A 12,824-nucleotide genomic window follows, 5' to 3' on the forward strand; every position below is an offset into this window, starting at 1 on the left:
TTTTTGGGGTGAAATGGGCCGACTGCCCTCTGTTAAATCGGCTGCTGTGCAGCTTCTATTTTGCCAAGCAGGTCTCGTACCTGCTTATGAATAGCATGAAGCTCCTCGGGTGTAATGTCCAGGCCGCCATAAACGCGTTTCGGAACGTCGGCAACCCGTTTTTTAAGCTCGCGGCCATCGTCCGTCAACTGAATAACGAGATTGCGCTCGTCGGCTTTATCGCGGATGCGGGTAATAAGGTTCATGCCTTCCAGCTTCTTAAGCAGCGGGGTCAGCGTACCAGAGTCGAGCAGCAGTCTCGCGCCCAGCTCTTTCATCGTCACCTTGTCCTGTTCCCATAAGGACAGCAGGGTGACATATTGCGTATACGTTAAGCCAAGCTCCGTTAGTACAGGACGGTAAAGCTTTGTAATTTCCCGCGAGCAGGCATATAAGGAAAAGCAAACTTGATTATCGAGCTTCATCCATTCATCTTCATTCATGTTAGTTGTCTCTCCCTCCGGACCAAGGTTATGCGCAGCAATCAGTTGTGTACAATTAATTAAGCTATTGTAGCATTGCCTGCGGAACCTGTCAAAAGAAGAAGCGGTATGCGCAGCAGCAAATTTCAGCAAAGCGATTTGACAATTGAAATTAAATTGTATAAAATTAAATTTATCAAAATCAATCGCTGTATTTTCAGCCTGACCGTTGTTTTTTTAAATTTGAAGGAGGTTATTATGATGTCCATTTATGATATCGAAGTGAAGAAGATTACAGGTGCGCAGGAGACGCTGGCTCCCTATAAAGGCAAAGTGATGCTAATCGTAAATACAGCTACCAAATGCGGCTTTGCACCGCAATTCAAAGGCTTGCAGCAATTGCAGGATACGTATGGCGAGCAAGGGCTTGCAGTTCTAGGATTTCCAAGCGGGCAGTTTATGAATCAGGAGCTGGAGGGCGATGCGGAAATTGCGCAGGCTTGCGAGCTTAACCACGGGGTATCCTTTCCGCTGTTTGGCAAAATCGATGTAAACGGCAGCAGCGCACACCCGCTGTTCCAGCACCTGACGAATGAGGCTCGCGGGGTGCTGGGCTCGAAGGCGATCAAGTGGAATTTTACGAAGTTTCTAGTGGATCGGGATGGTAAAGTGGTCAAGCGGTTTGGGCCGAATGATAAGCCGGAAGATCTCGTAGAAGATATCAAAAAACTACTCGGCTAAGCCAACTCTGCAGCGGGCGAAGGCTCCGCTAATCGCTTCATTATAAGTGAAGTCGGCGGTATCGCCTACCGTAATTTGCAGCCCGCCTTCAGGCAAATAGTCCTGCTCGCTGCGATAAACGCCAGTATAAGGCCCATCCGGCAAATAAGTTGGGCATACGAGCGTCCAATTTAATGGCTCGGCAGATGCCTCCAGCAGGCGCAGTACAGCATGATGCTCCTCGGCAGCCCGTGTAGACCGGCGTTTCGATTCGCTGGATTGATAGCGCAGCAGGCCAGGCTCGGTGCGGCTCTCCAGAATACCCGCCGTTCCGACCGTCACCAGACGATGGATGGCTTGCTGCTCCATAACGGCAAGAAGGCCCGGAAAGCAGGAGGAGAGCGTATCTCCTCCGTCCGTGCCCAGTGCGCTAATAACTACGCTGCTGCCTGCAACAGCTTGCTTGAGCATAGCTTCTTCGCGGGCATCGCCAACGATGGCTTTCAATTGCGGATGCGAAAGCTCAAGCTTCTCTATCGAACGCACCAAGGCATGGACGCTATGTCCATCTGCAAGGGCGCGCAGCATGACTTCGCGCCCGACGCGCCCTGTGGCGCCTAATATCGTAATTTGCATGTGATGTCCCTCATTTGCTAAAAATATGAACGGCATTGCGTCCCATATGCTTGGATTGGTACAACGCCTTATCAGCCTCGCGAATCATCTCGTCCAGTTCAGCATGCTCTGCAATTGTTATGCCAGCTGCGCCGAAGCTTGCTGACAATGGAACGGTGCCGGCTTGTGTCTGCAACGGGCTGCCAGCAAGGGCCCGGCGCAGCTTCTCGGCGAGCTCCCCTGCTTCTTCGGGCGCAGCAGATGGAAGGCAAATAATAAATTCCTCTCCACCGTACCGCCCGAATAAATCGCTATCGCTAAGCTGTTCCTGACAGACCGCTACGACATGACAAAGGGCTAAATCGCCAATGTCATGGCCGAAGCGGTCATTTATCGTTTTAAAATGGTCAATATCAAACAAAATAAGTGAAAACGGCTGTTGATTCAGCAGCGATTGATGAAGCAGCAAGCGGGCTTGCTCTAAAAAGTAAGCGCGGTTGTATATGCCAGTCAGTCCATCTATAGTAGCCATTTGCTTCAGCTTCTCTTGCAGAATCGCCTTCTCCGTAATATCCATCAAGACAATCGTCCTCCCGATCAGCTCGCCTTTGCGGCTGTGGACAGGGGATGAGCGCACAAGGTAGAACGACGGCAGGCTCGTATGCAGCTGAATCCACCTTACTTCCCGCTCATGATGCTTGAATTCCTCATCATAATGAATAAAATCAGCAGCTTGTCCCGTATGGAACAGCCATATATCCTTGAATGCCGTCCCAATCGCCGTAGGCCTCAGCGATGCGATCATCTGCGACGCCGACCGATTATAATCTACAATCCGCCCGCTCATATCCAGCACAATAACGCCGTCGCGCATGCTTTCGAAAATACGTTCTCTGGCAATTGGCGCAGCCTTCAAAATATTTGACGTCAAAATCGCCCAAATGTTCAAAATCGACGTGATAAACATAAGCGGAGGCACGATGTCCATGCCGTGTGGCGTAAGGTCAAGCAAATACATAAAGGAGGCAGTCATGGGAATAAAAATGCCGGCTGCCATCATTAAAAGCTGCTTGCGGTAAATCATCTTGGCGTGATTCCATTGACGCAGCAGCAGGTAAGCACTTACGACCAGACAGCCGAACGTAAAGCTGCCATTAATAATATACCATTCTCCAAAGACGATATCGGCGACAATAACCGATTCATTGGGACGGAGAAATATCGAACGGTAAAACATATGATGCCATTCATTTGTGACGACCAGCAATAAAGTAATAAAGGGAATCGTAAAGAGCCAGATTAGCATCTTACGGGTAACGAAGCGATCCATTCCAGTAAAGTACAGAATGAGCACTAGCGTAGCGGGGGAGATGAATGGCAGTCCCAAATATTCTATGCCAATCCAGAAGCGAATTTCGGCTAACGAATCGCTTGCCAATTCAAAAGCAAAGCCGAAGGTGTAGATAGCTGAGCAAATCGAGGTCCAGATATAGGCTCTCATTCCGGCAAAGCTGGATTTTATTAAATATCCGTAAATGGCAAGCAAGGCGCTGAGCACGCTGGAAATCGTTACAATAACAATATAATTGGAGATAGTCATATTCATCAGTTGTATGGCTCCAGTTGGTTAGAGACTGCGACGAAATAAAGTACCGCTAATTTCCTCACAGCTCCTTAGTAATTAGGTATTGCTGCAATGAAGCGCTCTCAGGTTGCTAAACAATCTATTTAGAATGGTATCACATTTTTTGCCTTTAAGGATACGCGATTTGAATGGTAATGTTAAGCATAAACCGCTTTCATCCTTCTTGGGTGGCAAAAGGCCGATAAAACCCGCTTTAGAGACTGCGACGAAATAAGGTACCGCTAATTTATTGACAAAACTCCTAAAACCGTGGAGATTTTGTCAATAAAAGCGGATACTAATTTCCACGCAGCTCCTTAGTTCGTGCATTTGCCAGTCAAGTATGCTAAGATACCTTGAGTTTCTTAGAAATATAGGAAAGTATATGATTTTTTCATCCTTTCTCTATATTTCATCGCGAAACGTTAGCTTTGCCGCCAGAGGATGGCGACAGCCGTTTACGCTTGAAATATAGGAAAGTATATGATTTTTTTTCATCCTTTCTCTATATTTCTCGGAATGAAACGCGCCACGCCGTCAAGGACGGCGACAGCCGTTTCACCTTAGGATTATGAGCTGGAGAAGGTGACATCTTGGGATTTAAGCTGGGGGTTAAGCGGGATCGGGACAATAGTCTCTTTTTCTTGACTTGGCCGATATTTTTGGAATTATTTTTGTTTATGATGATGGGAACAGCGGACACATTCATGCTCAGCAAGCTGTCCGACAATGCCGTTTCCGGCGTAGGCGCATCCAATCAATATTTGCACATTATGCTGCTTGTTATGGAGGTTATCGGCAACGGCGCTTCGATTGTTGTGGCGCAATATATAGGCTCGCGGAAGCTGGTTGAGGCTGCACAGCTGTCAGCGCTGGCGATTTCGCTTAATCTGTTGGCGGGCTTGCTGATGAGCTTATCTTGTTTGTTGTTCGGCAATGTTATTCTGCAAGGCTTGCATCTGCAAGGGGAAGTATTGGCCTATGCGCAAAGCTATTTGCGAATTGTAGGCGGCTTTATTTTTTTACAGGCGATTATTAATTCACTTTCTGCAATTATTCGGGTATACGGCTTCACGAAGGAAGCCATGCTGGTATCATTGGGAATGAACATTATACATTTGGTCGGCAACTACGTGCTGATCTTTGGCAAGTTCGGCTTTCCCGAGCTTGGGGTGGAAGGAGCAGCTATTTCGACGGTTGTCAGCCGCTTGCTGGCGATGCTGGTGTTTTTCTGGCTGATGAATCGGGTTATGGTATTTAAGGTGAAGCTGCAATATTTTTTCAAGATGTCGAAGGAATTTATTCGCAAAATATTAAAGATCGGCATTCCGTCGGCTTTTGAACAGGTGATGTACCAGAGCTGCCAAATGGTCTTTCTGTATTATGTGACGTTTCTCGGTGATGCGTCCTTGTCGGCCCGGCAGTACGCCTCGAATATATCGGTGCTAATCTATTTATTCGCGATGGCGGTCGGCATGGGTACGGCAATAATGGTAGGCCGCTACGTCGGCGGCGGACGCAGCGACGCTGCGTACAAACAGGTATTGGCAAGCGTGCTGTGGGCCAGCGGAGCGACGATGGTGATGCTGGTGTTCGTGCTGCTGTTCCGCGAGCGGCTAATGGGCTTGTTCACGGATGATGCCGACATTATTCGGCTGGGGGCGAACGTCCTGCTGTACAGCATTGTGCTGGAGACGGGGCGAACGATCAATATTATATTGGTCAATTCGCTGCGGGCCTCCGGGGATGCGAAGTTTCCGCTCTGGATCGGGATGGTTACGATGGTTGGCATAAGCGTGCCGCTCGGTTATTATCTTGTTTTTCATCTGGATATGGGACTGGCGGGCATTTGGCTGGCTATTGCGACGGATGAGTGGTTGCGCGCGGTCATTATGTATTTCCGGTGGAAGAGCCGGAAGTGGGAACGGCATGCGCTGGTGAAACCGGACTTTGTAGAGCATACGGCCTCGCATTAATGGCAGAATGGGTCTTGCGGGCGGACATACGCTTGCCGCTCATCCTGTTATGAAGTGTTGAGGCTGCGAAGCTAGGGAGGCTGGCTACGTATGGATTACGCTAACAATGATGGTCAGGATATTGCGAGCATTTGCTTGCTGGCGGGCAAGATTATTTTGCAAAATGGCGGGGAAACGTACCGGGTTGAGGATACGATGGTTCGGATCGCCGGGGCTTACGGCGTGGCTAATGCTTATAGCTATGTGACGCCCACGGGCATTATTTTTGCGCTGGATGGCGCTGCGCAGTCGACGAGGCTTGTCCGGATTTCGGAACGCTCGACGAATTTGAAGAAGGTGACGCTCGTCAATGATATTTCCAGGCGCATCTGCCAAGGGAACCTTCAGCGTCATGAAGCTTATAAGCAATTGCAGGATATTGAGCAGGCGGCGGATGATTATCCGGCGTGGCTCAAGGTGCTGGTTGCCGCTATCGCAAGCGGCTGCTTCCTAATTATGTTCCGCGGCAGCTGGAACGACTTTCTTCCGGTGGCGCTTGCGAGCGGCATCGGCTTCTTGTGCTTGCTGACGCTGCACCGCATTATGCCGATTACTTTTTTCGCGAGCTTCTTGTCGGCGGTTATTAGCGGTTCGCTGGCTGTCCTGATGGTATGGCTTGGCTTTGGGCACAATTTGGATAAAATCATTATCGGCTCAATTATGCCGCTTGTGCCCGGCCTTCATATTACGAATGCGGTAAGGGACTTAATGGCGGGGCATCTGGTTTCCGGCTTGTCCAAGGGAGCGGAGGCTTTTCTCATTGCTTTTGCCATCGGTGCTGGCATTGCTTTCGTGCTGTCCGTTTATTCGTAGCTTGAAAAGGAGGGAGAAACGATGGTTGTACAGCTGCTTGAACAGCTTGCCGTCAGCTTCGTGGCCTGCGCGGCCTTCAGCCTGATCTTCGGTGTGCAGAAGCATCGCCTGGTGCAGTGCGGTCTGGTTGGCGCATCGGGGTGGCTTGCATATACCGTGTGCAGCATGCTGGATATGAGGACGATTCCCGCGACACTGCTGGCTGTTTGTGTAGTGACGATTATTAGCCAAATAATGGCGAAGCATTATCGCACGCCAATCATCGTTTTCAGTGCGGCGGGCATTATTCCCCTTGTGCCGGGTAAAATCGCCTATGATGCGATGCGTCACATTGTGCAGGAGGAATACGTCATAGCTGTCGAGCTAGCTATGCAGGCTTTCATGATTTCTGGCTCCATCGCTATCGGGCTTGTATTCTCCGAGGTTGTTTATCTTATATTTCGCAGATCGCCGCGATCATCCTGACAATAATAATGCCTCTTGCTTATGCTGCTTCGCAGCAGGGCAAGAGGCATTTTGTATATTTGGACGCGCTTTAAACTTGCTTAGTCTAGTCTAACCTAGCCTAGCCTAGCCAAAAGTGCTACGCCTGCGTAGTTGCATAGCGTCCGCGCAGCGATTGCGCCATGGCTTCAATCTGCTGAGGCGACGGCATCTGGAGCCTAGCCGCCGCTGCGGCAAGACCATCCGCCGTCTGACCGCTGCGGATGATTTGCTTGACGGCGTCTGCGAAGCGCTCCGCGCCGCCGCCCTGCGCCAAGCCGACCAGCTCTTCGAGGCTGGCCGTGCTGCTGCTCTCTACGAGCGGATGCGCGCCGGGCTCGGCATCGCCCGCTGCCCGCTCATAGAAGGAGCGGACTAGCGCCGCCCGCTCCTGTCCTGCGCCCTCGGCGACGATGAACGCCTGCACGATATAGGCGTGGGCCTGGCGGCGCTGCGCAATGCCGCAAAACTTAAAGCCGTCGATGCTGAGGTCGAAATCGCCCGGACAATACGCCCCGGCGATTTCGCCTTTATCGACTGGCACGCCAGCCCCGGCAAGCGCGGAGCGAATGAGGCTGTACATCAGCTCAAAATCCTGATGAAAATGAAAGTCGAGCGTGTTCGCCTTAGGCAAAATAAGCGAAATATTGACGACGCCCGGATCAAGCGGCACTGCTGCGCCGCCAGAGTTGCGCACCGCCGTCTTGTAGCCGAGCGATTCAAGCCAGCGGGAGGCGTCGCCCGCCAGCGGCAGCCTGCTGTCGCGCAGGCCAAGTATAAAGGCGCGCTCGTGGCGCCAAATATGGCATATCGCTGGCCCGCCCTGCCCTGTGCTGCGGCACAGCAGCTCATCCAAGGCGAAGGGATAAAGCGGATCGGTCTGCGAATAATCGTTCATCCGGTCAAGCAGCAGCAGATTTTGCAGTCCGGGAACCGGACTTGCTGGCTGGATTGTCATCGTGAGCTGCTCCTCTCTAGGCTTCCTGTTCCTCCATCATACTAAGCGGCGGGGCTAGAAGTCCAGCCTGACTCTATAGAGGAGCGGAAGCAAAAAGGCAAGCTGTTGAATATATTATTTTAAAATATAAGTCTTTATAAGTTTCACCCTTATGGTAGGAAGGAGTGATAGAGTGGACATGGACTTGCTGCGAACGGTATTCCCTGCAAAGCAAAAGGATGGGCATACGCTAATTGGCGAATACACCGTTGGTGAACCGAATGTTTTCTCCTGGGGGGAGGGAACGAAGCTGACAGTCGGCAAATTTTGCTGTATTGCCGGTGGCGTTTCAGTCATGCTCGGAGGGAACCATCGTACGGATTGGGTATCGACGTATCCGTTTACTTCCTTTCTTTCGAAGCATTTGCACATTACCGGCCATCCGCAAACGAATGGTGATGTCGTCATCGGCAACGACGTTTGGATCTGCACGCATGCGACCATTATGTCTGGCATTACGATTGGCGATGGGGCGGTCATTGGCATGAATGCGACGGTAACGAGAGATGTTCCGCCTTATGCGATCGTAGGTGGCAATCCGGCGAACCTCATCCGTTATCGCTTCAGCGATCTCGTCATTGCCAGGCTGCTGCGTATCAAATGGTGGGATTGGCCGCCGAAACGTATTGAGAAGGTGGTGCCGCTCATCGCGTCGCACAACATGAAAGCCTTTCTGGATTACTGCGATTCGCATGGCTACTAAGGAAATGAAGGTGTGGGGGAAAAGCAAAAAAAGACGCGGCAGCCAGCACGAACAGCTGCCACGTCTTTTTTTGCTGATTGTGTCTAGGCAGTGGTATGCAAGGGTTCCTCCTTGCAAATGCGAGTCGCCGCCGGCTATCCGGTCGGCGCCACATCCTGAATGACAGGCAGCCGAATTTCCACTTGCGTGCCAATGCCTTTCTTGCTTTGGAATGACATCGAGCCGCGATGATTGGCAATAATCTGATAGCATACCATCAGGCCGAGCCCATTGCCCTCCTCCTTCGTTGTGAAGAACGGCTCGCCGAGCCGCGACAGATTGTCCTCTGTAATGCCGAAGCCATGGTCGGTTATGCGGATAATGATGCCGGTCGAAGGCGTATAGGACAGGTCGATGTCGAGCTCGCCGCCTTCCGGCATCGCTTCGATCCCATTTTTAATAATGTTGACGAATACTTGCTTTAACTGATTGACCTCGCACTTCATTTCAGGTATCTCAGTATCAAAGCGCGTCGTGAACTGGACATTGCTAATGTTGGCCTCGGAATCGAGCAGCATAATGATGCCCCGCATAATTTCATGAATGTTGGCGCGCTGGAAGCGGCTGGCCTGCGGCTTGGCGAACACAAGAAACTCGCTGACGATAAAATTAATCCGGTCCAGCTCAGACAGCATCACATCGATGTAGGCGGGCGCCAGCTGCCCATTTTTCTTCATCAGCTGTACAAACCCGCGCAGCGTCGTTAGCGGATTGCGTACCTCATGGGCGACACCCGCCGCGAGCTGCCCGACGACGGACAGCTTCTCCGAGCGGCGCAGCACCTCTTCCGTCTGCTTGCGCGCTGTAATGTTGCGCGAAATCGTCGCAATCGCAATAATCTGTTCCTGCTCATTGCGAATGGAAGAGACGGTGATGCTCACATCGAGCAGCCTGCCGCTTTTGTCATAACGCATCGTATCGTAATCGGCAACGGAGCCGCCCTGCTGGATGAACTCCAGCATAAAGGTGCCTTCCATCGCAAGCTCTGGCGGTGTGTTGTTAAGCGGTTGGCCAAGGAGCTCCTCCTCCGTCCAGCCATACATTTTCTCAAACGCTTTATTCATCTGAATGACAGAGCCGTGCAGATTGGAGACATGAATTGCATCGGAGGTATGATTGACGAACGATTCCAAATACTGCTTCGTCTGCCGCAGCTCTTCCGCTGATTCGGTCAGCCGATTCATATACGTATGAAGGTTTTGCCCCATGGCATTCACGCGATTAGCTAATACGCCGAATTCATCATTGCTCTTTAAGGAAATACGGGCGCCGAAGTTGCCATTGGAAATTTCATTGACCTTGCTGACGATTTGATTGAGCGAGCGCACCATGAAGCCGGAAATAAAGTAGCTGCACAGCACCGTCGCCAAAATCAGGCCAAGAGATATTGCGCCTTGCGTCAGAACCTGACGCATCAGCGTCTGCTGCAGGGCCGAGTTGTTGAAGGTAATGCTAATAACGTACGGCTTCGATCCCTGGACGGGAATAAAGCTCTTGATGACCTGCTTGCTGTTCAGCTTGCTTTCAATCGTAACGACTTCGTTTTTCTCAATCGCTTTCTGAGTATTTAGGTGATCGTTATCCGGGTCCTTGTAATAATATTGGCCAAAAATAATGTTGCGAACATCGAGATTATAGACAACGGCCCCATTTTTAATGCTGACAGCAGGCGCTTTGCCGAAGTAGGCAGGATCGAAGCCGGTCACTTCGAGAATATTATTTTTATCACGCAAAATCTGCGCCACGATGGCATCCGCACCATATTTCTTTTTGCTATCCAAAAAAGTTTGCGCATGAATATAAGGATTGATCATATAGTTGGTCGTGCCGTCATAATAGTTGCCCCATTTAAACACTTTTTCGGGGTCGGAGGTGCCGAAGTTGATCGGTCCCGCCCAAAAATGCTCCAGCTTCTGTCCTTCGGGAATCGTGACATTATGCTTCTCGAATAGCTGGGTAAAGGCGGTATACCAGTAGTTCCACGTTTTCGGACTCATATAAAGCTCATCGGGGTTCGTCGAGCGTACCGATAAAATATCGTCTTTCGTCTTGATCCACAGTGTAATGTGATCAACGCCCAGCTCCTTGCTCAGCTGAACCAGCTCACTGTTGCGGACATTTTTAATATCGGGATCGAGCTTGCTTTGTATGGCAATCGCGACAGCGCGCAGCCGCTCCCCCAGCGCGTCCTCCGTCAACTGGCTGTTCTGCTCGGCCGAGGCGATGGAGACGGCTATCTGATTGCCAATAAAGCGCATTTGCTGCTCTGCGTTCTGTTGCAGCTCACCCTTGGAGGACATATAGTAAATCGTAATATTGAGTAGCAAAATCACGGTAACGGTAACCGATATGAGGCAAACGAGCTTCGCTCTGATCGACAAATCCTATTCCTCCTGGCCATGGTCGCGGATGCTTCTGTATTATTTGACATCTTTAAGGCAAATTCCTTGTTTGTGAGAGGAGATAGAGACTATTTTACTGCTTAAAATAAATTTGGAAAATAGTTATAAATGCTCTATATTGGTGTCAAAGAGTCATAAACGGGGGGAGTTGCACGATGTTTAGGCTGAAGAAGAACAATGTCATTGTTTTTCTGCTTGTAAGCGCCATTATTGTTTTGGCAGATGCTCTGCTTGTGCAGTCGCTATTATTCGTTCAGCATGCTGAGGTGCTTGGTACTGCCATCGTAGCAGATTTTGTGCTGGTCATACCACTGCTGCTCTATTTTCTCGTCTATCGAAAAATAAAAAAGCCGTTGCTGGGCGTGCTGCCCCTCGCCATTGCAGGCTATTTCGCAATTCTGATGCTGATGCCGAAAACAGACAATGTGGCTGTTGTGATCGCAAAGTATACGCTGCTGCCGCTGGAGCTTGCCTTCATCAGCTATGAGCTATATAAGCTGTACCGTATTGTTAGAGCATTCAAGAGCAATTGGCAGCCGGATGTTCATCCGATGGATACTATGAGGATCAGCCTGCAAACTGTTGTTCGTTCTCCACGCTTAGCCGCATGGCTTCTGCAGGATATATCCGTCGTTTATTACGCCTTTCTCACTTGGCGACGAAAGCCGTATATCCGCTCGGAGACAGCTGTTTATACTTATCATGAAAATACCAACTCACTCATTATTGTATTGTTTCTCTCAAAAATATTGCTGCTGGAGGGCGCAGTGGTTCACTTTCTGTTGGCGCAATGGTCGCCTTTGGTGGCTTGGGTACTTTCTATAGGAAATGTTTGGTTTATCATTTTGCTGGTGGCAAACTACCGTGCAATGCGCCTGAGCCCGATATTAATGAATGATCGAAGCATCCATATCCAGTACGGCATTCAATTGCGGGTGAAAATCGACATCAATAATGTAGCGTCCGTAAAATTGGTATCGCCAGAGGAGTTGAAGGAACGGAGAGAGAAGGAAGGGCAGGCAGCCATTCAGCCGCACGGTGTGGAGCCGAATGTAAGTATTCGCTTGAAGGAGAACTTAGTGGCCTACGGCTTGTTTAGCAGCCAGCGGAGCGTTCGTGAGGTTTATATCTTTATCGATCAGCCGCAAGTGTTTCTGGCGGATTGCCTCTTTCGCATGAGCATTGCGGAGGATTCGCTGCACGTGGAAGGTTAGAAGGGCTAGCAGCATCAGGCATAAAAAAACCGGCTCCGCTGGTGAAGGGCGATCCCTTCAAGCGGAGCCGGAGGCTCTGGTCTATGCGATTATTGCTCTTTCTTGCGCGACAGCATCGCGAAAGCTCCTACGATAATAAGGGCAATGGCGAGCAGCGGCTGTACGGTGGCAAGTTGTCCCGAGGCAGCGCTCAGCGAGAAGACACCGAAGAACAGCAGCGATAGGACAGTTAAAATGTTGATCGGGATAAGCAGCCACTTGTTGCGGCTGCCAAACCAATAAAATTCAAACAAGCCGACGGCTACCGCCATAATGAAGCCTGGCCACAAAATATGCCATGCCGAGAATAACGTAGAGAGCTGGCAGACGAGTCCAACAGTGAACAAAATGCCTCCCGGAATGAGCAGGCCGACCCCTTTGCCACCTGTCACGCCGAAATACAGCCAGTGGAAAAATAGTCCCAGCGGGATGATGAACATGCTGGCCCAAAAATTTGCGAACACAGCGCCCGCTCCAAATGACTGACCTTGGTTGAAATAAAGAAATACACCAATCAGCATAAGGACAGGGCCGATAATCGATCGCTTTAACATTTTTTGTTATCTCTCCTCTTTTAATTATTTATCCGTTGCTTTTCTTAGCAACAATAGCATAGCACAGGCCCCCGCAGCATGTCGTCATGCTAGAGGTAAAGCCGCAAACTAGACTAAAGTCTAGGCAGCTGGAGGAAACGTCACG

Annotated in this window: 12 protein-coding genes; 6 read left to right on the forward strand and 6 right to left on the reverse strand. The window is 50.3% G+C overall.

The window, feature by feature from the left end:
* Nucleotides 1-32 precede the first annotated feature (32 nt).
* Nucleotides 33-482, reverse strand: coding sequence for a MarR family winged helix-turn-helix transcriptional regulator (locus tag ASF12_RS15990; RefSeq protein ID WP_056036504.1), 450 nt, complete (start codon nt 480-482; stop codon nt 33-35).
* A 240-nt stretch (nt 483-722) separates the two neighbouring features.
* Between ASF12_RS15990 and ASF12_RS15995 the strand changes: the two genes are divergently transcribed.
* Nucleotides 723-1,202, forward strand: a complete 480-nt coding sequence (locus ASF12_RS15995) for a glutathione peroxidase (protein WP_056037050.1) — start codon at nt 723-725, stop codon at nt 1,200-1,202.
* Here the strand turns inward: ASF12_RS15995 and ASF12_RS16000 are convergent.
* Together ASF12_RS16000 and ASF12_RS16005 are read right to left on the reverse strand one after the other, a co-directional pair.
* Nucleotides 1,191-1,817 (reverse strand): NAD(P)-dependent oxidoreductase, encoded by a 627-nt coding sequence (locus ASF12_RS16000; RefSeq protein ID WP_056036505.1) that lies wholly within the window; start codon nt 1,815-1,817, stop codon nt 1,191-1,193. The two genes, ASF12_RS15995 and ASF12_RS16000, sit on opposite strands and share 12 nt — an antisense overlap.
* Nucleotides 1,818-1,827: 10 nt before the next feature.
* Nucleotides 1,828-3,402, reverse strand: coding sequence for a histidine kinase N-terminal 7TM domain-containing diguanylate cyclase (locus ASF12_RS16005; protein WP_056036507.1), 1,575 nt, complete (start codon nt 3,400-3,402; stop codon nt 1,828-1,830).
* Nucleotides 3,403-4,013: 611 nt separating this feature from the next.
* Between ASF12_RS16005 and ASF12_RS16010 the strand changes: the two genes are divergently transcribed.
* The 3 genes from ASF12_RS16010 (at nt 4,014) to ASF12_RS16020 (ending at nt 6,713) form a co-directional block, all read left to right on the forward strand.
* The gene (locus ASF12_RS16010; RefSeq protein WP_235533184.1) at nt 4,014-5,396 is read left to right on the forward strand and encodes an MATE family efflux transporter; all 1,383 of its coding nucleotides are present in this window, start codon (nt 4,014-4,016) and stop codon (nt 5,394-5,396) included.
* A 90-nt stretch (nt 5,397-5,486) separates the two neighbouring features.
* On the forward strand, nt 5,487-6,248 hold the full coding sequence (locus ASF12_RS16015; RefSeq protein ID WP_056036511.1) for a threonine/serine exporter family protein: 762 nt from the start codon (nt 5,487-5,489) through the stop codon (nt 6,246-6,248).
* Nucleotides 6,249-6,269: 21 nt separating this feature from the next.
* Entirely contained in the window at nt 6,270-6,713 is a 444-nt protein-coding gene (locus tag ASF12_RS16020) for a threonine/serine exporter family protein (RefSeq protein ID WP_056036513.1), read from the forward strand.
* Between the two features lie 118 nt (nt 6,714-6,831).
* On the opposite strand, the gene ASF12_RS16025 is transcribed toward ASF12_RS16020, so the two are convergent.
* Nucleotides 6,832-7,689, reverse strand: coding sequence for a lipoate--protein ligase family protein (locus ASF12_RS16025; protein ID WP_056036515.1), 858 nt, complete (start codon nt 7,687-7,689; stop codon nt 6,832-6,834).
* A gap of 178 nt (nt 7,690-7,867) precedes the next feature.
* Between ASF12_RS16025 and ASF12_RS16030 the strand changes: the two genes are divergently transcribed.
* Nucleotides 7,868-8,431, forward strand: coding sequence for a CatB-related O-acetyltransferase (locus ASF12_RS16030; RefSeq protein WP_056036516.1), 564 nt, complete (start codon nt 7,868-7,870; stop codon nt 8,429-8,431).
* A 134-nt stretch (nt 8,432-8,565) separates the two neighbouring features.
* Here ASF12_RS16030 and ASF12_RS16035 read toward each other — a convergent pair whose 3' ends face one another.
* Nucleotides 8,566-10,851, reverse strand: a complete 2,286-nt coding sequence (locus ASF12_RS16035) for an ATP-binding protein (RefSeq protein ID WP_056036518.1) — start codon at nt 10,849-10,851, stop codon at nt 8,566-8,568.
* A 176-nt stretch (nt 10,852-11,027) separates the two neighbouring features.
* On the opposite strand from ASF12_RS16035, the gene ASF12_RS16040 reads away from it, so the two are divergent.
* Nucleotides 11,028-12,086 carry a hypothetical protein gene (locus ASF12_RS16040; protein WP_056036520.1) on the forward strand — a complete coding sequence of 353 codons (1,059 nt, stop codon included), beginning with the start codon at nt 11,028-11,030 and terminating at the stop codon, nt 12,084-12,086.
* An 89-nt stretch (nt 12,087-12,175) separates the two neighbouring features.
* Here the strand turns inward: ASF12_RS16040 and ASF12_RS16045 are convergent, their stop codons facing one another.
* Entirely contained in the window at nt 12,176-12,679 is a 504-nt protein-coding gene (locus tag ASF12_RS16045; protein WP_056036522.1) for a hypothetical protein, read from the reverse strand.
* Nucleotides 12,680-12,824: the final 145 nt, after the last annotated feature.

Origin of the sequence: Paenibacillus sp. Leaf72, assembly GCF_001422685.1 — a bacterium.
GTDB lineage: Bacteria > Bacillota > Bacilli > Paenibacillales > Paenibacillaceae > Pristimantibacillus.

Coding starts and splice junctions, on each gene's coding strand:
- ASF12_RS16005 (WP_056036507.1), bottom strand. CDS start 3,402: ATGAATATGACTATCTCCAATTATATTGTTATTGTAACGATTTCCAGC.
- ASF12_RS16000 (WP_056036505.1), bottom strand. CDS start 1,817: ATGCAAATTACGATATTAGGCGCCACAGGGCGCGTCGGGCGCGAAGTC.
- ASF12_RS16045 (WP_056036522.1), bottom strand. CDS start 12,679: ATGTTAAAGCGATCGATTATCGGCCCTGTCCTTATGCTGATTGGTGTA.
- ASF12_RS16020 (WP_056036513.1), top strand. CDS start 6,270: ATGGTTGTACAGCTGCTTGAACAGCTTGCCGTCAGCTTCGTGGCCTGC.
- ASF12_RS15990 (WP_056036504.1), bottom strand. CDS start 482: ATGAATGAAGATGAATGGATGAAGCTCGATAATCAAGTTTGCTTTTCC.
- ASF12_RS16040 (WP_056036520.1), top strand. CDS start 11,028: ATGTTTAGGCTGAAGAAGAACAATGTCATTGTTTTTCTGCTTGTAAGC.
- ASF12_RS15995 (WP_056037050.1), top strand. CDS start 723: ATGTCCATTTATGATATCGAAGTGAAGAAGATTACAGGTGCGCAGGAG.
- ASF12_RS16030 (WP_056036516.1), top strand. CDS start 7,868: ATGGACTTGCTGCGAACGGTATTCCCTGCAAAGCAAAAGGATGGGCAT.
- ASF12_RS16015 (WP_056036511.1), top strand. CDS start 5,487: ATGGATTACGCTAACAATGATGGTCAGGATATTGCGAGCATTTGCTTG.
- ASF12_RS16025 (WP_056036515.1), bottom strand. CDS start 7,689: ATGACAATCCAGCCAGCAAGTCCGGTTCCCGGACTGCAAAATCTGCTG.